The sequence below is a fragment of the Micrococcales bacterium genome (genome assembly GCA_016703125.1).
Taxonomy (GTDB): Bacteria; Actinomycetota; Actinomycetes; order S36-B12; family UBA10799; genus JADKAV01.
Window position 1 is genome coordinate 276,318 of sequence record JADJCR010000004.1, and the last position, 20,384, is coordinate 296,701.

Genomic DNA, 20,384 nt, shown 5'->3' on the forward strand with positions numbered 1-20,384 from the left:
AACGCCCCACCTCAGACCTCGAGCTTGTATCCGAGGCCCCGCACGGTCACCAGCCACTGGGGCTCGGCGGGGTTCGGCTCGATCTTGGAACGCAGGCGCTTCACGTGCACATCGAGGGTCTTGGTGTCCCCGACGTAGTCGGCCCCCCAGACCCGGTCGATGAGCTGGCCGCGGGTGAGGACCCGGCCGGCGTTGCGCATGAGAACCTCGAGCAGTTCGAACTCCTTGAGCGGCAACTTGACCGTGGAATCGGCGACTGTCACGACGTGGCGCTCGACGTCCATCACGATGTTCCCGACCTGCAACGACCCCTCATCGGTATGCGCGCGCTCAGGTGTCCGCCGTCGCAGCACTGCGCGGATCCGGGCCACCAGTTCGCGTGAGGAGAACGGTTTGGTGACGTAGTCGTCGGCGCCGAGTTCCAGGCCCACGACCTTGTCGATCTCGGAGTCCTTCGCGGTCACCATGATGATGGGCACCTGCGAGGTCATGCGAATGCGCCGGCAGACCTCCGTGCCCGACATGCCGGGCAGCATGATGTCCAGCAGCACGATGTCCGCGCCGTCCTGCTCGAACAGGTCCACCGCCACCTGGCCGTCGGCGGCCACCGTGACGTCGAAACCCTCCTTGCGGAGCATGAAGGACAAAGCGTCGCTGAACGACTGCTCATCCTCCACCACAAGAATCCGGCTCATACGTTGCTCTCCTCTTCGACGGCAGCGGGGGACAGGGGGATGTCGTCGGCGGAGTACGGCGGCAGGCGCAGGGTGAACGCGCTGCCCTCGCCGAGCACGCTCCACACCCCCACTTCACCGCCGTGGTTCTCCGCGACGTGCTTGACGATGGACAAGCCCAGGCCGGTGCCACCGGTGACTCGCGAGCGCGCTTGGTCGACGCGGTAGAACCGCTCGAACACCCGGTGCAACTCGTTCTCCGGAATGCCCATGCCCTGGTCTGTGACGCTGATTTCGACCACCCCGTGCGACAGGCGCGTCGCCACCGACACCCTGGTTCCGCGCGGGCTGTAGGTGATGGCGTTGGTCAGCAGGTTGCGCAGGGCGGTCACGAGGTGCGCCTCAACCCCCAGCACGGCCAGTCCGGAAGCGCCATCGACCACCACCTCGATCTGCGAGTTCTGGGCCAGCAGCCGGGTGGTGTCCAGCGCCTCGGCCAGCACCGCGTCGATGTCCACGCGCTCAGACTCCTTGAGCGGGTCTTCGCCCTGCAGCCGGCTAAGGTCGATCAGGTCACCGACCAGCGCACTCAGGCGGCCCGCCTCGGCCTCCATACGGCCCGCGAAGTGACGCACAGCGTCCGGTTCGTCTGCAGAACTCAGGACGGCTTCGGCCAGCAGACTCAACGCGCCGATCGGCGTCTTCAGCTCATGGCTCACGTTGGCCACGAAATCGCGGCGGACAGCGTCCACCCGAGCAGACTCCGACAGGTCCTCGGCGAGCACGAGCACTGTGTCCGGCCCGAGCGGCGCCACCCGCAACCGCAGCGTGATCAGACCGCGGCCCAGGGGCGGGCGGCTGACGGACAGGTCGTGTTCGCGGATCGCGCCGTCACGGCGGACATCGGCGATCATCGCCGAGATCTCGGGGATGGCGATGCGGCCGTTCTGCACGAGCGTCAGCGCCAGCGGCCGGTTGCTGACCCGTACCGGCGTGCCGGAGGAGTCGACCACGATGGACGCTCCGGGCAGCGCGGACAGAATGCGTTCGGTCTCGGCCAACTGCAGGACATCCAAGCCGGGCGCGTCGGTGGTGCGGTCGCCGGGGCGAGCGGTCCAGCGCCCGGCGAGCACGCCAATGACGATGCCCAGCACTGCGGCGATGAGGACCCACACTCCGGTCACAGTCCCGAGCGTACGTAACCCGGCGGTCACCCGGCAGCGCCACGCCAGTGGACGCTTCCGCCCGGTTGCCTGCCGTTCACCTGGCGTACGCCCCCACGCGGCGTTCACCGACAGCGTCACGGGCTCCGGGGGCGGCCGCTGCGGGCATCGTTCACACTGGAAGGCATGCACGCAGCGAATCGGGTGGCCATGGTCTCCATGCATACCTCCCCACTCGCCACACCCGGCAGCGGTGACGCCGGCGGGATGAACGTCTACGTCCTGGAGGTCGCCAAGGAACTCGCCCTGGCCGGCACGCAGGTGGAGATATTCACCCGCGCGACGAGCAGCGAGCAGCCGCCCCTGGTGGAGGTCGTCGACGGCGTGACGGTGCACCACGTGACCGCGGGGCCCTACGAGGGCTTGCGCAAGGAGCAGTTGCCCGCCCAGATGTGCGCCTTCACCGCCTCGGTCCTGCACGCCCAGGCCCATCGCCCGGAGGGCTACTACGACTTGATGCACTCCCACTACTGGCTGTCCGGTCAGGTGGGCTGGGTGGCTGCGGAGCGCTGGCAGATCCCGCTGGTCCACAGCATGCACACCATGGCCAAGGTCAAGAACCTGACGCTGGCCGCGGGTGACACCCGAGCCGTACGAGCGGGTATCGGGTGAGGAGCAGGTGGTAGCGGCCGCGGATCGCCTGATTGCGAACACCGAGACCGAGGCCGACGACCTCATCACGCTCTACGACGCGGACCCCGAGCGCATCACGGTTGCTCTGCCGGGTGTGGATCTGCGCGCCTTCTCCCCGGGTCGATGACCGCCGCCCGCACGCGCTACGGCTTCGCCGAGGACGACATCGTGCTGCTGTTCGTCGGGCGACTGCAGCCGCTCAAGGCCCCGGACGTCCTCGTCGCGGCCGCCGCGGACCTGGTTGCGCGGCACCCGCAGTGGCGCCCCCGCTTGCGGGTGGTGATCAACGGCGGCCCTTCGGGTTCCGGCATCGAACGGGCCGAGGACCTGCCGAAACTCGTGGCCGACCTCGGTCTGCAGGACGTCGTGCGGTTCATGGACCCCATCACCCGCGACGCGCTGCCGGACCTGTACCGGGCTGCGGATGCCGTGGTCGTGCCCAGCTACTCCGAGTCGTTCGGCCTGGTCGCTGTCGAGGCGCAGGCATGCGGCACTCCCGTGGTGGCCAGCCGGGTAGGCGGCCTCACGACCGCGGTGGGCGACGGTGGTGTCCTGGTGGCCGGTCACGACCCCCACGACTTCGCCACCGCCCTCGAGTTGGTCGTGGGCGAGCCGGCACGACGGAACCGGATGGCCCAATCGGCCCGCAAGCACGCCGAACGCTTCAGTTGGTCGGCAACCGCCGACGCCACCCGGCGGGCATACGACCTGGCCCTGCGGGAGCGGCCGATCCTCATGCGGCGGTACGCGTGATCGAGGCGATCCAGTCGTGGTTGGCGGATTCCGGGCTGGACCACGAAATCGCCGGGAACACCGTCACGCTGGTGTTGCCCGGCGAACACAAGCTGCGCACGACGGTCTCCCTGGTGGCCGGGTCGCATTCGTTGTCCATCAACGCCTTCGTCGCCCGGCATCCCGATGAGAACACCGGCGAGCTCCACCGCTGGCTGCTGGAGCGCAACCGCCGCCTGTTCGCGGTCGCGTACGCCATCGACCAGCTCGGCGACATCTACCTGGTCGGCCGGATCCCGGCAGCGGCGGTCAGTGCCGACGTACTCGACCAAGTACTCGGTTCCGTGCTCACCGAGGCTGACGGCTCCTTCAACACGATCCTCGAGCTGGGATTCCGTTCGGCCATCGAACGGGAGTGGCGCTGGCGACTGTCCCGCGGGGAGTCCACAGGCAACCTCGCCGCGTTCGAACATCTTCGGCCGCGGGACTGACCGGCTCCAGCCGCCCGCCATCGGCGGTGTGGCCATGGATACCTTTGGGCCATGACCACACTGATCCTGTTGCGCCACGGCGAGAGCGAATGGAACGCGCTGAACCTGTTCACCGGCTGGGTCGATGTTGACCTGACCGACAAGGGCGTCGCGGAGGCCGGCACGGCGGGCGCGCTGCTCGCGGACTCCGGGGTGCTGCCCGAGGTGGTGCACACGTCGGTTCTGCGCCGGGCGATCCGGACCACGAACCTGGCGCTGGAGACCTGCGACCGGCACTGGATCCCTGTGCGCCGGTCGTGGCGGCTCAACGAGCGGCACTACGGAGCGTTACAGGGCAAGAACAAGAAGCAGACCCTTGCGGAGTTCGGTGAGGAGCAGTTCATGCTCTGGCGCCGCTCGTACGACACCCCGCCGCCCCCGATCGCACCCCATGACGAGTACTCCCAGATCGACGACCCGCGCTACGCCGGTCTGCCGCCGGAGATCCGGCCGCTGACCGAGTGCCTCAAGGACGTCGTCACGCGCATGCTCCCGTACTGGTACGACGCGGTCGTTCCCGACCTGTCGACATACGGCACCGTGATGGTCGGGGCACACGGCAACTCGTTGCGGGCCCTGGTCAAGCACCTGGAGGACATCTCGGACTCCGACATCGCAGGGCTGAACATCCCGACCGGTATCCCGCTGGTGTACGACCTCGACGCCGATCTGCGGCCCACCGGTCCCGGGCGCTACCTCGACCCGGAGGCTGCGGCCTCGGCGGCTGCGGCAGTGGCTAACCAAGGCAAGCAGTGAGAGTTACTGTGGAGGTAGGCAGATCCGAGGAGCCATCATGAGCAGGGAGTTCGGAGATCGTCCCGGCGATGAGGTTGTGGCGCAACTCTGGGGCGAATTGAGCCGGGAACTGGGGACCGACGGTCCGCTGTTCACCGAGATCCGCGACGGCGAGGACCACCGGGTAGGGCACTTGGTCTCCCAGGACGATGAAGAGGGCAACGACCGCACCTCCGAGGAGATCGCCTGGGACAGCCACGACACCAGCGACCTGTCCGCCGAGGAGTCCGCGATGCACTACGAGGAGGACGGCGGCGAGGAAGAGTCGCTGTCCGACGACGTGCTGCACGACCTGGAGTCCTTCGAGGACTAGTTCCGGCGCTCGCTCTTGCGTCGTGGCCCGACGACGGCGCGCGCTGCTGGTGCCCTCCCGCAGGCCCCGGTGGACTGCACCCACGACGACTCATACTTGCACTCTCCGCAGGTGAGTGCTAACAATGTCTTTAGCACTCTCAGCGGGAGAGTGCTAAAGGGCGCAGGGTGAGACCGCTCTCGGCACGCGGGACGTGACCGCACGCCGAACGGTCGTCCGTCGCGGGCACCCGGCCCCACCACACCCACCCATGTGCGGGAGGAAAAGCAACCGATGGCGAAGATTATCGCTTTCGACGAGGAAGCCCGCCGCGCTCTTGAGCGCGGCATGAACACCCTGGCTGACGCAGTGCGCGTCACCCTCGGACCGAAGGGCCGCAACGTCGTGCTGGAGAAGAAGTGGGGCGCCCCCACGATCACCAACGATGGCGTGTCCATCGCCAAGGAGATCGAGCTCGAGGACCCCTACGAGAAGATCGGCGCCGAGCTGGTGAAGGAGGTCGCCAAGAAGACCGACGACGTGGCCGGTGACGGCACCACCACGGCGACGGTCCTGGCCCAGGCACTGGTCCGCGAGGGCCTGCGCAACGTCGCCGCCGGGTCCAACCCGATGGCGCTGAAGCGCGGCATCGAGCAGGCCGTCGAGGCCATCAGCGAGCAGCTGCTCAGCATGGCCAAGGAGGTCGAGACCAAGGAGCAGATCGCGTCCACCGCGTCCATCTCCGCGGCCGACACGACCGTCGGCGAGATCATCGCCGAGGCCATGGACAAGGTCGGCAAGGAAGGCGTCATCACCGTCGAGGAGAGCAACACCTTCGGCCTGGAGCTCGAGCTCACCGAGGGCATGCGCTTCGACAAGGGTTACATCTCGCCCTACTTCGTGACCGACCCCGAGCGCATGGAGGCCGTCCTCGAGGACCCCTACATCCTCATCGTCAACTCCAAGATCTCCGCAGTGAAGGACCTGCTGCCGATCTTGGAGAAGGTCATGCAGGCCGGCAAGCCGCTGGCGATCATCGCCGAGGATGTCGAGGGCGAGGCCCTGGCCACCATCGTGGTGAACAAGATCCGCGGCACTTTCAAGTCCGTGGCTGTGAAGGCACCGGGCTTCGGTGACCGCCGCAAGGCCATGCTGCAGGACATCGCGATCCTCACCGGTGGCCAGGTCATCTCCGAGGAGGTCGGCCTCAAGCTGGAGAGCGTCGGCATCGAGCTGCTCGGCCGCGCCCGCAAGGTGGTCGTCACCAAGGACGAGACGACCATCGTCGAGGGTGCCGGTGACGCCGACCAGATCGCCGGACGGGTCAACCAGATCCGCGCCGAGATCGAGAACTCGGACAGCGACTACGACCGTGAGAAGCTGCAGGAGCGCCTGGCCAAGCTGGCCGGCGGTGTTGCGGTGATCAAGGCCGGCGCCGCCACCGAGGTCGAGCTCAAGGAGCGCAAGCACCGCATCGAGGACGCCGTGCGCAACGCCAAGGCGGCCGTCGAGGAGGGCATCGTCGCCGGTGGCGGCGTTGCGCTGCTGCAGGCATCGCAAGCTGCCTTCGAGAAGCTGGAGCTCGATGGCGAAGAGGCCGTCGGCGCCAACATCGTCAGGGTCGCCGTCGAGGCGCCGCTGAAGCAGATCGCTGTGAACGCGGGCCTGGAAGGTGGTGTCGTGGCCGAGAAGGTGCGTCACCTCGAGCCCGGACACGGCCTGAACGCCGCGACCGGCGACTACGTGGACCTCATCGAGGCGGGGATCATCGACCCGGCCAAGGTGACCCGGTCCGCGCTGCTGAACGCCGCGTCGATCGCCGCGCTGTTCCTGACCACCGAGGTCGTCGTGGCCGACAAGCCCGAGAAGGCCGCTCCGGTCGCCCCGGGTGCCGGTGACATGGGTGGCATGGACTTCTAGTCCTGCTCAACACCCGCGAGGGGCCGATCCCAGCAGGGGTCGGCCCCTCGTCACGTTCACCGCTTCGGGGCCGGCCGTCGGCATGTCCACGGCGTTGGCCCGCTTTCGGTCGGTGCACGGCCTCCAACCTCGCGAGCGGCGTGGCGTGGCGTGGCGTGGCAAGCATGCCCTCAGGACATGAGTGGACCCCGGCTCTGGCGGAGCCGGGGTCCACTTGGTGACTTCCCGAGGGAGGCGACGGGAAGCGGGCTTCAGAGCAGGCGGAACACCAACGTTCTTGCCTGCATCGACAATTGGGCGGCCTCTTGGCCGTTGGAACCGTGCATCTGGTCGAGCACCGACCGCAACTCCAACAGTGCTGGCGGGGCCTGTGCGAACCGGGACTGCACCCAGGGCAGGAACTCAGCGCTGAGCCACGCGATCAGCCGCTGGCACTCCGGCACACCGGTGTAGCCGTCATCCACCGCGTAGACCACTTCGAGCACGAGCCGGTCCGCGGTCTCGTTGAGTTGGGCTTGGGCAGGAGCGACAGCGCTGCGTGCCGCCGGGACCTGAACTGTCTTCTCGGGGAACATCGGACACCTCCCGTCTTCGTAATCAAATCGTTACGTTGGGCGTCCATTCTGCCCACACCTTCGGCGCGCTGTCCACCCCCATTCCTCTACAGATCCGCGGCGTCGGTGATCCGGTACGCGTAGCCCTGCTCGGCGAGGAAGCGCTGGCGGTGCGCCGCGAAGTCCGCGTCGACGGTGTCCCGGGTGACGACGGTGTAGAAGTGGGCGGTGGCGCCGTCGGACTTCGGCCGCAGCACCCGGCCGAGCCGCTGCGCCTCCTCCTGCCGGGAACCGAACGTCCCCGACACCTGGATCGCCACGCGGGCTTCCGGCAGATCGATCGAGAAGTTGGCCACCTTGCTGACGACGAGCACCCGGACCTCCGCAGCGCGAAAGGCGTCGAACAGTTCCTGTCGTCTTCGCACGGGGGTCTTGCCGGTGATCAGGGGGGCGTCGAGGTCGGCCGCGAGTTCGTCGAGTTGATCGAGGTACTGCCCGATCACCAGGATCTGTTCGTCGGGGTGCATGCTGATCAACTGCCGAACCACCTCGGACTTCACCGGTGAGGCGGCTGCGAGCCGATACCTGTCCTCCGGCTCGGCAAGGGCGTACACCATCCGGTCGGACTCGGGCAGGCTGACGCGGATCTCGCAGCAATCGGCCGGTGCGATGTAACCCTGCGCCTCGATGTCGCGCCACGGGGCGTCGAACCGCTTGGGCCCGATCAGGGCGAAGACGTCGGACTCCCGGCCGTCCTCACGCACCAGCGTGGCCGTGAGGCCGATCCGGCGGCGACTCTGGATGTCGGCGGTGAAGCGGAACACCGGGGCGGGCAACAGGTGCACCTCGTCATAGATGATCAGCCCCCAGTTGCGGGCGTCGAACAACTCGAGGTGCGCGTACACGCCCTTTCGCTTGGCCGTGAGGATCTGGTAGGTCGCGATCGTGACCGGCCGGATCTCCTTGGACTGACCGCTGTACTCCCCGATCTCATCGGCGGTCAACGACGTCCGCGCCATGAGTTCGTCGCGCCACTGCCGGGCGGCCACGGTATTGGTCACCAGGATCAGGGTGGTGGCCTGCGCCAAGGCCATCGCCGCCGCACCCACGATCGTCTTGCCCGCACCACAGGGGAGCACCACCACCCCCGAGCCGCCGTGGTAGACGTTCTCCGCAGCCTGCTGCTGGTACTCGCGCAGGTGCCAGCCCTCCTGGCGCAAGGCGATCGGATGCTGCTCACCGTCGACGTAGCCCGCCAAGTCGTCGGCGGGCCAGCCGATGGCGAGCAACGCCTGTTTCAGACGCCCGCGTTCACTGGGGTGGACCACCACGGTGTCGTCGTCGATCTGTGCCCCGAGCATGGCGGAGGTCTTCTTGTGCCGCTGCACCTCGGTGAGCACCGCGCGGTCGTGACTGACCAGGACCAAGCCGTGGGCGGGGTGGTTGTGCAACTCCAGCCGCCCGTATCGGCTGACCGTGTCGCTGATGTCCAGCAGCAGCGCGGGGCTGACCGGGAAGCGCGAGTAGCGGACGAGGGTGTCCACGATCTGTTCGGCATCGTGCCCGGCGGCGCGGGCGTTCCACAACCCGAGTCGGGTGAGGCGGTAGGTGTGCACGTGCTCGGGCGAGCGCTCCAGTTCTGCGAACACGGCGATCTCCCGGCGGCAGGTGGCAGCCTGCGGATGGTCGACCTCCAACAGCAACGTGTGATCGCTCTGGACGATCAGCGGTCCGTCCGTCACTGCGCGCTCCGGTAGGCGGCGATCCGGGCCAGCGGCACCCCCAGCGTGCGTCCGGCGGTGAGACTCCATCCGGTCAAACGCCCCGATCGCACCTCGATCGGTTCGATGAGTTCGATGCGGTCCAGATCACCGTCGGGGTACTGCACCCACAGCCGCTGCTCTTTGCCGATGGCCTCAAGACACACGTCGACCATGGTCGCGGGATCGGCGTCCTGCAGCGTCGGCGGACCGACGTCGGACAGCGCATGCTCACCCAACAGCAACCCCACCAATCGATTGACACTGTGCTCATCGGGGACGGCTGCCACCCGCTGCACGTCGAAGGGCGTTCCGGCGACCGGTTCCGCGTGTGCGGCCACGCTGATCCCTGCCGCCGCCAACTGCTGCTCGACCACGGTCAGCGGCAAGTCGGTGGTGAACAGGTGGTCCGTCACCCTCGTCAGCCCGAGTTCGGTCAGCGCAGCGGTGTCCGCGCCACCGGCTTCGACGACAGTCGCGCGGTACACACGGGCCGCCGTGGCGCGTGCTGCGTCGCGCACCAGGTACTCGACGGACTGCGGCAACGGGGTGCGCGACATCCGAGCCAACCTCTGCAGGAGCTCGTCCGGCTCGCGCCCGGCCACCACGGTGCGCAACCGGGCCGGGTCGATGCGGTGTGTCGTCACCGGACCCCAGGACTCGACGTGGGCGACGTCCTGCAACAACCGCCAGGTCCCGGTGTCCACCGAGAGCGGGGCGATCACGGTGTGGTCGGGTTGCACGATCAGGCCACCCGAATCCGCAGCCGGCACCTCAGCAGCCGCAGCCGCCACATCGTCCGGCAGGGCCGCCATCGCAACTGTGGGCACTCCCCCGACGACGAGCCCGAGCCGGACCGCCTCGTCCAGGAACCCCGCGGCCTGCGCTTGCGCCTCATGCATGCGCGGACGCTCCCACGCGACCGTCTCCTGCAGCAGGTCGGCGTGGGGGGGCCACACAGCCAGCACATGACGCCGGTGGTGGGCGGTGCGCGGCTTGCCCGTCAGGGTGAGGCTGCCGAGTTCCTCGGGCTGGCAGGCACCGAGGGGGCGGTCACTGTCCAGCCAGGAATCCACCAGGGTGGCCCACATGGCGGTCGGGTCGGCATGTAGCCACGTCTCAGCAGCGGGAGTCGGCCGCACCGTGTCGTTCGCCGGACCGATCAGACCCGCGATCGCTGCCAGTTCCAGCCACGTCAACAAGTCATCGGCGGGCGCGTTCATGGAGGCGGACCGATCGTTGACCGTGCGTCGCGAGACCCCCGCACCGGATGCCAGGGCAGCGGCTCGCGGGCCAGGTCGGTCAGCACGTAGCGCACCCCGGCCAACGGCGCCCACATGAGCACGTTGCCGGCAGGGGTGACGTCGGGAGCCGGCGCGGGCGGATCCACGGGTCGCAGGAATGCACCGTCGCGCAGCACCAAGGCGGATTCCCGGGCGAGGACGAAATGATCCCCGCGGGGAATGAGCAGCGGGTCAGCGGCCTGCCGCACCGGGTCGTGCCACAGCAGATCCTCCAGTTCATCGGTGTCCCAGCCTGCCGCTGCTGCGCGAACCGACACGTCGTCGACGGCGGCGTGACCCGCGGCACTGAGTCCACAGGGATGGGCGCCGAAGGCCTGCTGTGCGGCCCGGGTGATCCGATACACCTGCGGACCCCCCCACAGCAAAGCCATGGACCAGAGCCGGTCCACAGCAGCACGGACCTGCTCGGGGTCGTCCGGCAGACCCTGCTCAGTGTCCTCGATCGTCCCTTCGTGAAGGCATGCGAACACCTCCAGCACGCGCAACTGCACCGTGCTGAGGGATTGCATCGCCTCCAGCACGCTGGCGTCGTCGGCGGCACGGCGGGCCAACTGACTCAGATCGGCCGGCCAGGGGTGCAGGAGATCCGGCCTGAGACGCAGCAGGCGCGTCACTTGCCCGGCCGTACGGCCACGCAGATCGTCGGCGAGGGACCGTGGGGACCGGGGAATTGCATTAGAAGCCATCCGCACTACGTTACGTACATGCCGGGAGTTGACGCGAACGCGGATCGGGTTAAGGCCCTCTGCGACGACCTAGCCGACTACCCCGGACTGCTGATCGCCTTCTCGGCCGGCGTCGATTCCGCCTTCCTGCTGGCCGCGGCGCTGCGCTCGCTGCCGATCGATCGGGTGCTCGCCGTCACCGCCGTGAGCCCCTCCCTGCCGGCCGCGGAGCTCGACTACGCCCGGGAATTCGCCGCACGCATCGGCGCCCGTCACGTGGAGGCCGCGACGGACGAGATGCAGCGCGCGGGTTACCGCAAGAACAGCACCTCGCGGTGCTACTACTGCAAGGCGGAACTGCTCGACGTGGTGACCGACCACCTCGGCGCCTTGCCCGCAGGCTCCCGGGTCGCCACCGGGACGAATGCCGATGACCTCGTGGCGGGCTTCCGCCCGGGTATCCGCGCAGCCGCCGAGCGTGGCGCCGTGACCCCGCTGGCCGACGCAGGGCTGGACAAGGCGACCATCCGTGCGACGGCCCGCGCCTGGGGCCTGCCTGTGTGGGACAAACCGCAGGCGGCGTGCCTGTCGAGCCGAGTCGCGTACGGCATCGAGATCTCCCGCACCCGCCTGGCCCGCGTCGAAGCCGCCGAGATCGCAGTGCGCTCGTCATTGGCCGCGTCGCAGGTCGCCTCGGTGAACATCCGAGTGCGCGACCTCGGCGACTCCGCCCGGATCGAGGTGGACCCGGACCTCCTCGAGCGGCCGGGGCCGTGGCAGGAGTCGGTGGTGGCGGCGGTGCAGGCCACGGGCTTCCGGGAGGCACACATCGACCCCCAGGGCTTCCGGTCCGGTTCGATGAATGAGGGCCGGACACCGCCGACGTAGGCCAGAAGCGCACTGCACCGCCGGGATCACCGGGGCGGCGCGCAGAATAGAGTCAGGGGTGGCTGCGATGAGTAGCGATCTGAAGCGTAGTCCTGCCGCGATTCTTCCGACGTCCGCGTTCGGCTGGGTGGCTGTTGCCTTGGCCGTGGTCGGGTTGGGGTCCTGGGTGGCGCTGCCGGTGATCACCACGGTCTTTGCCGAGGCCTACCCGGTCACCGATACCTTCCTGATGCCGGTGATCGGGCTGCTACTCACAGTCCTCGCCGCGGTGGTCAACGCTCTGGCGGTATGGCGGGGACGCCAACGCTCGGTCGTCAGCCTCGTGGCCATGTTTCTCACCGTGATGGCGTCGTTGTTCTTCGGACTGTTCGTCATCGGCGAAGGCCTGAGCGGGCTCTGACTGCATGCGGGCCGAGGCGTGAACTGGTTCAGCGTCAGGCGGGGTTCGACGGACCGGGGGCGGACACCGCCTCCCTGATCTTCCGCCGACGGCGTCGCGACTGGACCCACAGCCAACCCAGCAGGATGGCGAAGCCCACGCCGCTGAGCATCGCCAGGAACCACAGCACAGGCAACAGCGGCGCTTCGTCGAACACCAGCCGCGACAGCACCAGCAGGGTGACGGCCACCCCAGCGCCGAAGAGCACCAGACCGATCGACACGGATCTGTTGCGCATATCTGGAGCCTACGCCGGTCGGTCACACCCCAGCCGAGGGCGGGAGCGATACCGACACCGGGGAGCGAAACCGCGCGGTCGCATCGCTCCCGGATGAACGTATCGCTCCCGCCTTCACCTGTGGGGTGCGGCTAATCGATGTGGGCGCTCCACCCCGGCTGGATCACGTCCACGATCAGGTCGGCCTTGTCGTCGAACGACTGGAAGGACGCGTCGACCGCCGCGATGGTCGCGCCGTAGAGGTCCTGCAGGTCCCAGCCCGCCTCCTCCACCAGACTGTGCATCTCCTGGCTCAACGAGGTCCCGCTCATCAACCGGTTGTCCGTGTTGAGCGTGATCGTGAAACCGAGATCGTTGAGCAGCGTCACCGGGTGCTCGGCGATCGAGTCGGCGATACCGGTCTGCAGATTCGACGACGGGCACACCTCCAGTGGGATCTCGCGGTCGCGCACGTACTGCGCCACCTCGCCGATCTCGGCAGCCTCTCCCGACACCCGGATGTCCTCGATGATCCGCACACCGTGCCCGAGCCGTTCCGCGGAGCAGACGGCCAGGGCGTCCCGGATGCTCTCGACCCCGGCCGCCTCGCCCGCGTGGATCGTGTAGTGACACATGGCCCGGCGCAGCGTGGCGAACGGCTCGGCGAACAGCGACGCGGGGAATCCGACCTCGGGCCCGGCGATGTCCATGCCGGCGACCCCGTCATCCCGGAAGGCGATCACGAGGTCCGCCACCTCGCTACCGCGGTCGGCCTGCCGCATCGCGCACAGCAGCGCGTTGACCTCGATGTCCAGATCGGTGTCGAACCCATCGAGCACCGCCTCCACCGCTTGCCCCATGCTCAAACCACCCGCGGTGAAGAGCTCGGGGGCGAAACGGACCTCGGCGTACACCACGCCATCCGCCACGAGGTCCTCGACACATTCGGCGGCGACCCGGCGGATCGCCTCCTCGGTCTGCATGACCGCAACCGTGTGCTCGAAACCCTCCAGGTACCGGACCAGTGACCCACTGTCGGCCGCATCGACGAACCACTGGCCGAGTTCCCCGGCATCCCGGGTGGGCAACTGGTCGTACCCGCATTCGGCGGCGAGGTCGATCACGGTCTGCGGGCGCAGGCCGCCGTCGAGGTGGTCGTGCAGCAGGATCTTCGGCAGGGCGCGGATCTCGGCGAGTTGCATACCTCGATCCTGTCAGACGTCCTTGTGGAGGTTCGCAGGCCCGAAGGCGCTCGGTAGCAGGTCGTCGAGGGTCTTGGTCCCGTCAGGATGGTCGATGAGCAATTCAGGGCCGCCGAACTCGTACAGCAGTTGCCGACAGCGTCCGCAGGGCATCAGTAGTGCGCCCTCACCGTCACAGCAGGAGAACGCCACCAAGCGCCCTCCCCCGGACATCCGCAGCGCCCCCACCAGGGTGCACTCCGCGCACAGGGTCACTCCGTACGACGCATTCTCCACGTTGCAACCACTGATGACACGGCCGTCGTCGACGAGCGCTGCGGCACCCACCGGAACCTTCGAGTAGGGCACGTAGCAGTGCTCAAGCGCCGCGCGTGCCGCTGCCCGTAGTGGCTCGAAGTCGGTCATGACTTCTTGTACGGCACGCCGTCCGCAGCCGGTGCACGCACCTTGCCGACCAGTCCCGCCACGGCGAGCAGGGTGGCCAGGTACGGGGTCATCAGCATGAACTCACTCGGGATCGGCGTCCCGATGATGCTCAGCACGCTCTGGAGGTTGTCCGCGAATCCGAAGAACAGCGCCGCGGCCAGCGCGCCCAACGGCTTCCAGCGCCCGAAGATCACTGCCGCCAGGGCGATGAAGCCCTTGCCCGCCGTCATCTCCTTGCCGAAGGCACCGACCGAGGCGATGGTGAAGAACGCTCCGCCGAGTCCGGCCACCATGCCGCCGAGGAGAACGTTGCGGAACCGCACCTTGTTGACCTGGATGCCCACGGTGTCGGCGGCTTGCGGGTGCTCGCCGACTGCGCGTACCCGCAGGCCCCACTTGGTGCGGAACAGCGCGACGTTGATGACGATCACGATGACGTACATCAGGTACACGACGATGTTCTGGTTGAACAGGATCGGCCCGATGATGGGGATGTCACTGAGCACCGGGATCGCGATGGGCGAGAACGTCGGCGGGGAGTTCCACGTCTCCTGGTTCGGCGACAGCAGCCGGCCGTAGAAGAAGGACGTCAGACCCACGGCGAGGACGTTCAGGACGACGCCCAGGATGACCTGGTCCACGAAGTACTTGATGGCGAACACCGCCAGCAGCGCGCCGATGAACAACCCGCCCAGCGGTGCGGCGATGAGGCCCAGATAGGCGTTCTGCGTGAGGCTGGCCACCACCGCCGCCACGAAGGCCCCGGTCAGCAACTGACCCTCGATGGCGATGTTGATGACACCGGCACGCTCACAGAGGATGCCGGACATCGCCCCGAAGACCAGCGGCACCGCCAGCAGCAGCGAGCCCTGCAACAGGCCCACGAGGTTGATGGAGCTGCCCGCGACGGCCCAGGACAGGAACGCCAGGACGAAGAAGATCCCGAAGACCGTCGCGTAGGGCCACCAGGGCCGCTCCCGCCGGGCTGCGAACAGCGCGCCCACGGAGGCGAGCAGTGCGATCAGGCTGAAGACGATCGCGCTGAGCTTGGCGGGCAGCACGAGTTCGGGCAGCGCGAGCGCCTCGTCGCCCAGCGTCAGCTGGAACGTGACGTCCTTACCGGCATCGGTGAGGAAGCCGAAGACGACCAGCGCCAGGATGCCCAAGGCGATCATGACCTTCACGACCCGCGGTGTCGGCGGGACGATGTGCACCTCAGGGAGGACCTCGGGCGCGGGGGCTTCTGCGACGCTCATCCGTTCCATCCCTTCGCCGTCTGCATGAAGCCGGCGCTGCCGGTCTCAGGCAGTCGGAAGACCGATCTGACCAGCGGCGGTGCCGCGATGAAGAGCACGATCAGTGCCTGGATCACCAGCACGATGTCAATGGGCGTACCGGTCTGGGTCTGCATGTTCAGACCACCGGCCCGCAGGCCACCGAAGAGCAGGCCGGCTGCGACCACACCCCACGGGTTCGCCCGGCCCAGCAGGGCCACCGTGATCGCGTCGAAACCGATGCCCGCAGAGATCCCGCCGGTCAGCGACTTCTCCGTGCCCAGCACCTGCGCGCTGCCGGCCAGCCCCGCCAGACCACCGGCGATAAGCATGACCAGCAAGTACATGCGGCCGACGTTCATACCGGCGGTGCGTGCCGCACTGGAGTTCGCGCCAACCGCCCGGAACTGGAAGCCGAGCGTCGACTTGTCCAACAGCCAGGCCACCCCCGCCGCGGCCAGCAGGGCGATGATGATGCCCGCGTGCACCCGCCACTCGTCGACGATGGTCGGGTACTCCGCACCCGAGTTCACCGGGGGGCTGATCGGGTCCTGCCGGCCCTCCCGCAGGAAGGCGGGCTTGGTCAGCAGCCAGGCCACGAGGTAGATCGCGATCCAGTTCAGCATGATCGTCGTGATGACCTCGTGCGCGCCGGTCTTGGCCTTCAGGAAACCCGCGATGCCACCCCAGATCGCGCCTCCGATGAAGCCACCGAGCACCGCCAGCGGCAAGTGGATGAACCACGGGAGGGAGAAAGTGAAGCCGACGTAGGCTGCGACGATCGCACCGAGGATGATCTGGCCCTCGGCGCCGATGTTGAACAGTCCGGCGCGGAACGCCAGCGCCACGGCCAGACCGCCGAGGATCAGCGGCGTGCCCATGGTGATGGTCTCGCTCAGCGGCTTCAATGCGCCGACCAGACCCTCTGTGGAGAGTTTCGAGGGGTCGAACAGCATGCCGGTCAGCAGGGCCTTGTAGGCCTCGACGACCGACGTCCACGCGGCGCTGAGCGTGTCCAACGGCTTGGAGAAGAAGTAGCTGCTGGCGTCCTGGACGGCCGGGTCGGAGAAGGCGATGAAGAACGCCCCGATGATCAGGGCCATCACGATCGACAGGAACGTGATGCCGGCGGTCCCGCTCATCGCGGTGCGCAAACCGCTGGGGGCCTTCTGTGTCGCGGTCTCACTCATTGGTCACTCCTGCCATGAGAAGGCCCATATCGTCACGCGAGGTCTCGGGGCCGACGACGCCGATGATCGCACCCCGGTACATCACCGCGATCCGGTCGCTGAGGGCGTAGATCTCGTCGAGCTCGCTGCTGATGATCAGGACGGCCGCCCCGCGCTCCCGCTCGGCGACGATGCGCTTGTGCAGGAACTCGATCGAGCCGACGTCCACACCACGGGTCGGCTGCGACGCCACCAGGACCCGCAGCTCCCGCGACATCTCGCGGGCCATGACGACCTTCTGCTTGTTGCCACCGGACAGCGACGACACCGGCGCGGCAGCCCCTTGCGTTCGCACATCGAACTCCTCGATGAGCTCCCCCGCCTTCTTGTCGATGACCGCGCTCTTGAGCACACCGCCGGAGGAATAGGGGGGGTTGCCGAACTGGTCGAGGACCAAATTCTCGGTCACGGTGAAGGAACTGATCAACCCGTCGTGTTCGCGGTCCTCAGGAACGTAGCCGAGGCCGCTATCGAGGATGTGTCGCGGCGCCAGGCCCAGCAACTCTTTGCCGTCCAGCGTGATCGAACCGGTGACCTCGCCCTCGAACAGGCCAGTCAGCACCTCGGCCAGTTCGGTCTGGCCGTTGCCCTGCACCCCGGCGATCCCGTAGATCTCACCGGCACGCACGTCGAAGTTCAGATCGCGCAGAATGGGCCGGCCGTCGAGGTCAGCCGCCGACAGTCCCTTCACACTCAGCACCGGTGCGCCTGGGTTGGCCGGCGGTTTGTCCACCGTCAGGCTCACCTCGCGGCCGACCATCATGCCCGCCAGTTCCGCCTGGGTGGCCTCCGGCGCGGCCTCTCCCACGACCTTGCCGCGGCGGATGACGACGATCCGGTCAGCGGCCGCGCGCACCTCGCGCAACTTGTGCGAGATGAACACGATGCTGGTGCCCTTCTCCTTGAGGTCGCGCATGATCCCGAGCAACTCATCGGTCTCCTGCGGCGTGAGCACCGCGGTGGGCTCGTCGAGGATGAGGACGCCGGCGTCGCGCACCAGGGCCTTGATGATCTCGACGCGCTGCTGGACACCGACCGGCAGGTCTTCCACCAGGGCATCGGGGTCCACGTGCAAGTTGTAGGCCTCGGAGACCCGGCTCACTTCGGTGCGGGCCGTCTCGAGGTCCAGGAACATACCCTTGGTGTGTTCGTGGCCGAGCATGACGTTCTCGGCGACGGTGAACACCGGGATGAGCATGAAGTGCTGGTGGACCATGCCGATGCCCTCGGCCATGGCATCACCCGGGCCGTCGAATTTCACTTCCACGTCGTTGACGAACATCTGGCCCGAGGTCGGCTCCAGCAGCCCGTAAACGACGTTCATGAGGGTCGACTTGCCGGCGCCGTTCTCGCCGAGCAGGGCCACGATCTCCCCCGGGTTGACGGTCAACGAGATGTCTTCGTTGGCCGCGAAGTCTCCGAATTTCTTGGTGATGTTCCGCAGTTCCAGCTTCACGGGCGACCCTTCTCGTGGAATGAACCGGTGGGGGGTCCGGGCTCGGCCCGGACCCCCCACACGCAATCAGCTAGCCGAGGCTCCCGGCTGGTTCGGCGACGTGACCTCGATGGTCCCGTCGATGATGCCCTGCCTGATCTGCTCGAGCTGGTCCTTCAGCTCCTGGGGCACCTGGCTCTCGAAGTCGTGGAACGGCGCCAGGCCGGTCCCCTCGTTCTCGAGTGTGCCGACGTACTCCTCGCTGGAGAAGTTGCCCTCGATGGTCTCACCGATGGTGTCGGTCACCGCCACATCGATCTTCTTCAGCACCGAGGTCAAGAACACGTCCTTGTACTGCGGAGCGGACTCGTAACCGTCGCTGTCGACCCAGATGATGTCCGCCTTGCCTGTGGACTGGGCCTCCTTGGCGGCACCCAGACCCACCGGTCCGGCCACCGGCAGGATGATGTCGGCGCCCTGCTGGATGAAGTTCTTCGCCAGCTGCTGACCCTTTGCCTGGTCATCGAAGCCACCGGCGAACGAACCGCTGTCCGGGGAGTTCATGTCCCACCCGAGCACCTCGACGTTCGTGCCGTTCTGCTCGTTGTAGTACTGCACGCCCTCCCAGTAGCCGTCCATGAAGGCGGTCACCGACGGGATGGGCAGACCGCCGAAGGTGGCGACCTTGCCGGTCTGGCTCATGCCTGCCGCCAGGTAACCGGCCAGGAAGGACGACTGCGCGGTGTTGAACACCAGGCCCTTCATGTTGTCGATCTTCGGGTCGCTGGCCGCGTCGACGATCGCGAACTTCTCCTCCGCGTTCTCCTCGGCCGCCTGCTTGGTGGCGTCCTCCATGAGGAACCCGACGGTGATGATGATCCCGCAGTCGTCGTTGACCAGCGAGTTGATGTTCGGTGCGTAGTCGGTCTGGCTCTTCGACTCCAGGAACTTCTCCTGGATCCCGAACTCGGCCACCGCGTCCTGCACGCCCTTGTAGGCGTTGGCGTTGAACGAGCGGTCGTCGATGCCACCGGCGTCGGAGACCATGCACGCGACGAAGTCACTGCTGCCCGAGGCGGCCGGCGACCCGCTGCTGTCACTGTCGCTAGGGGCGCTGCCACATGCACCGAGCGTCAATGCGGCTGCCGCTCCCAGCGCCGCGAAACGCATTTTCTTCATTTGACTCCTCCAAATAGGGGTACGCCGTGGACTTTACGCCTGCATTACATGACGATGCTGCTCAACGCGCCGTTTCATTGCGGGCATGTTTCGTGCCCACGGCAGGGCCGCGGGGGTGCGTCCATCACCGGACGAACCGGCCGATTGCCGACTCTGGGACAGCCACTGGCCGGGCCTCCCACTAGCATGAGGACGTACTCACGCCCAAGGAGGTAAATGTGCCCAAGGCTTCCACCGGCACGCTCTACCGGGGGCATGAGGGGATGTGGACCTGGGTCGCCCATCGCATCACGGGTGTGGCGGTCTTCTTCTTCCTGCTGGTCCACGTGCTCGACACCGCTCTGGTGCGGGTCTCCCCGAATGCCTACGACGAGGTCATTGCGACCTACAAGACCCCGATCGTCAACCTCCTCGAGGTGGGCCTGGTCGGCGCCGTGCTGTTCCACGCCCTCAACGGGATCCGCATCATCCTGGTCGACTTCTGGTCGAAGGGACCACGGGTGCAGAGGCAGATGACCTGGGCGATCGTCGCCATCTGGCTGGTCCTGATGGTCCCGGGTACCTTCTTCATGCTGCAGCACACTGTCGAGTCGCTGTTCGGGAGCACCTCATGAGCGCACCGGCTCTGAACAACCCCAAGACCGCGCGCAGCGGCGGGCGCACGAACTACGAGATGTGGTCCTGGATCTTCATGCGGGTGTCGGGCATCGTGCTCATCTTCTTCGTCCTGGGCCACCTGCTGATCATGAACATCCTCGACGGCGGTGTGCAGCGCATCAACTTCGGCTTCGTCGCCGGTCGTTGGTCCAGCCCGTTCTGGCAGATGTGGGACCTTCTGCAGTTGTGGCTGGCCATGATCCACGGCGCGAATGGTCTGCGCACGATCATCAACGACTACTCCGAGCGCGACCAGACCCGCTTCTGGCTCAAAGCCGCCCTGCTGACCGCGACCGTCTTCACGATCGCCCTCGGCACGCTCGTGATCTTCACCTTCGACCCCAACATCAGCTGAG

At 67.4% G+C, this 20,384-nt stretch carries 21 protein-coding genes and 1 pseudogene; 9 read left to right on the forward strand and 13 right to left on the reverse strand.

From position 1 onward, the window contains the following. Positions 1-11: 11 nt before the first annotated feature. Positions 12-695, reverse strand: coding sequence for a response regulator transcription factor (locus IPG68_08175; GenBank protein MBK6763246.1), 684 nt, complete (start codon positions 693-695; stop codon positions 12-14). Continuing rightward, positions 692-2,062: a two-component sensor histidine kinase gene (locus IPG68_08180; protein MBK6763247.1), complete on the reverse strand. Its 1,371-nt coding sequence runs from the start codon at positions 2,060-2,062 to the stop codon at positions 692-694. Before IPG68_08180 ends, IPG68_08175 begins: the two co-directional genes overlap by 4 nt. Here IPG68_08180 and mshA point away from each other — a divergent pair. The 5 genes and pseudogenes from mshA to groL all read left to right on the forward strand — a co-directional run bounded on the left by mshA (position 2,024) and on the right by groL (position 6,799). Continuing rightward, positions 2,024-3,283 (forward strand): annotated as a pseudogene (mshA, locus tag IPG68_08185) (D-inositol-3-phosphate glycosyltransferase). The gene IPG68_08180 and the pseudogene mshA sit on opposite strands and share 39 nt — an antisense overlap. After that, positions 3,232-3,753 carry a YbjN domain-containing protein gene (locus tag IPG68_08190; protein MBK6763248.1) on the forward strand — a complete coding sequence of 174 codons (522 nt, stop codon included), beginning with the start codon at positions 3,232-3,234 and terminating at the stop codon, positions 3,751-3,753. Before mshA ends, IPG68_08190 begins: the two are co-directional and overlap by 52 nt. Before the next feature lie 51 nt (positions 3,754-3,804). Next, complete coding sequence (locus tag IPG68_08195) at positions 3,805-4,548, forward strand: phosphoglyceromutase (GenBank protein MBK6763249.1); 744 nt, start codon at positions 3,805-3,807, stop codon at positions 4,546-4,548. A gap of 37 nt (positions 4,549-4,585) precedes the next feature. Next, positions 4,586-4,900: a hypothetical protein gene (locus IPG68_08200; protein ID MBK6763250.1), complete on the forward strand. Its 315-nt coding sequence runs from the start codon at positions 4,586-4,588 to the stop codon at positions 4,898-4,900. 273 nt (positions 4,901-5,173) lie between these two features. Then, positions 5,174-6,799: a chaperonin GroEL gene (gene groL / locus IPG68_08205; protein MBK6763251.1), complete on the forward strand. Its 1,626-nt coding sequence runs from the start codon at positions 5,174-5,176 to the stop codon at positions 6,797-6,799. Positions 6,800-7,050: 251 nt separating this feature from the next. On the opposite strand, the gene IPG68_08210 is transcribed toward groL, so the two are convergent. The 4 genes from IPG68_08210 to IPG68_08225 all read right to left on the reverse strand — a co-directional run bounded on the left by IPG68_08210 (position 7,051) and on the right by IPG68_08225 (position 10,674). Beyond that, positions 7,051-7,374 carry a hypothetical protein gene (locus IPG68_08210; GenBank protein MBK6763252.1) on the reverse strand — a complete coding sequence of 108 codons (324 nt, stop codon included), beginning with the start codon at positions 7,372-7,374 and terminating at the stop codon, positions 7,051-7,053. Positions 7,375-7,460: 86 nt separating this feature from the next. Next, positions 7,461-9,095 carry a DEAD/DEAH box helicase gene (locus IPG68_08215; protein MBK6763253.1) on the reverse strand — a complete coding sequence of 545 codons (1,635 nt, stop codon included), beginning with the start codon at positions 9,093-9,095 and terminating at the stop codon, positions 7,461-7,463. Beyond that, positions 9,092-10,336: a helicase-associated domain-containing protein gene (locus IPG68_08220; protein ID MBK6763254.1), complete on the reverse strand. Its 1,245-nt coding sequence runs from the start codon at positions 10,334-10,336 to the stop codon at positions 9,092-9,094. The genes IPG68_08215 and IPG68_08220 overlap by 4 nt, the downstream gene beginning before the upstream one ends. Beyond that, positions 10,333-10,674, reverse strand: a complete 342-nt coding sequence (locus IPG68_08225) for a hypothetical protein (protein ID MBK6763255.1) — start codon at positions 10,672-10,674, stop codon at positions 10,333-10,335. The genes IPG68_08220 and IPG68_08225 overlap by 4 nt, the downstream gene beginning before the upstream one ends. Positions 10,675-10,716: 42 nt before the next feature. Here IPG68_08225 and larE point away from each other — a divergent pair, with 42 nt between their 5' ends. Together larE and IPG68_08235 are read left to right on the forward strand one after the other, a co-directional pair. Then, positions 10,717-11,970 carry an ATP-dependent sacrificial sulfur transferase LarE gene (gene larE / locus IPG68_08230; GenBank protein MBK6763256.1) on the forward strand — a complete coding sequence of 418 codons (1,254 nt, stop codon included), beginning with the start codon at positions 10,717-10,719 and terminating at the stop codon, positions 11,968-11,970. Positions 11,971-12,037: 67 nt separating this feature from the next. After that, positions 12,038-12,370: a hypothetical protein gene (locus IPG68_08235; GenBank protein MBK6763257.1), complete on the forward strand. Its 333-nt coding sequence runs from the start codon at positions 12,038-12,040 to the stop codon at positions 12,368-12,370. A gap of 34 nt (positions 12,371-12,404) precedes the next feature. Here the strand turns inward: IPG68_08235 and IPG68_08240 are convergent, their stop codons facing one another. The 7 genes from IPG68_08240 to IPG68_08270 all read right to left on the reverse strand — a co-directional run bounded on the left by IPG68_08240 (position 12,405) and on the right by IPG68_08270 (position 19,371). Continuing rightward, entirely contained in the window at positions 12,405-12,647 is a 243-nt protein-coding gene (locus IPG68_08240) for a hypothetical protein (GenBank protein MBK6763258.1), read from the reverse strand. A 131-nt stretch (positions 12,648-12,778) separates the two neighbouring features. Further along, a complete protein-coding gene (locus IPG68_08245) occupies positions 12,779-13,828 on the reverse strand; it encodes an adenosine deaminase (GenBank protein ID MBK6763259.1) in 1,050 nt (349 codons plus the stop codon). Positions 13,829-13,840: 12 nt separating this feature from the next. Then, a complete protein-coding gene (locus IPG68_08250) occupies positions 13,841-14,233 on the reverse strand; it encodes a cytidine deaminase (GenBank protein ID MBK6763260.1) in 393 nt (130 codons plus the stop codon). Then, complete coding sequence (locus tag IPG68_08255; GenBank protein ID MBK6763261.1) at positions 14,230-15,510, reverse strand: ABC transporter permease; 1,281 nt, start codon at positions 15,508-15,510, stop codon at positions 14,230-14,232. Before IPG68_08255 ends, IPG68_08250 begins: the two co-directional genes overlap by 4 nt. Beyond that, a complete protein-coding gene (locus IPG68_08260; GenBank protein MBK6763262.1) occupies positions 15,507-16,718 on the reverse strand; it encodes an ABC transporter permease in 1,212 nt (403 codons plus the stop codon). The genes IPG68_08255 and IPG68_08260 overlap by 4 nt, the downstream gene beginning before the upstream one ends. Then, positions 16,711-18,213 (reverse strand): ABC transporter ATP-binding protein, encoded by a 1,503-nt coding sequence (locus IPG68_08265; protein MBK6763263.1) that lies wholly within the window; start codon positions 18,211-18,213, stop codon positions 16,711-16,713. Before IPG68_08265 ends, IPG68_08260 begins: the two co-directional genes overlap by 8 nt. A 66-nt stretch (positions 18,214-18,279) precedes the next feature. Next, positions 18,280-19,371, reverse strand: coding sequence for a BMP family ABC transporter substrate-binding protein (locus tag IPG68_08270; GenBank protein MBK6763264.1), 1,092 nt, complete (start codon positions 19,369-19,371; stop codon positions 18,280-18,282). Positions 19,372-19,589: 218 nt separating this feature from the next. Between IPG68_08270 and sdhC the strand changes: the two genes are divergently transcribed. Further along, positions 19,590-19,985: a succinate dehydrogenase, cytochrome b556 subunit gene (gene sdhC / locus IPG68_08275; protein MBK6763265.1), complete on the forward strand. Its 396-nt coding sequence runs from the start codon at positions 19,590-19,592 to the stop codon at positions 19,983-19,985. Beyond that, a complete protein-coding gene (locus IPG68_08280; GenBank protein MBK6763266.1) occupies positions 19,982-20,383 on the forward strand; it encodes a succinate dehydrogenase hydrophobic membrane anchor subunit in 402 nt (133 codons plus the stop codon). Before sdhC ends, IPG68_08280 begins: the two co-directional genes overlap by 4 nt. Position 20,384 lies beyond the last annotated feature (1 nt).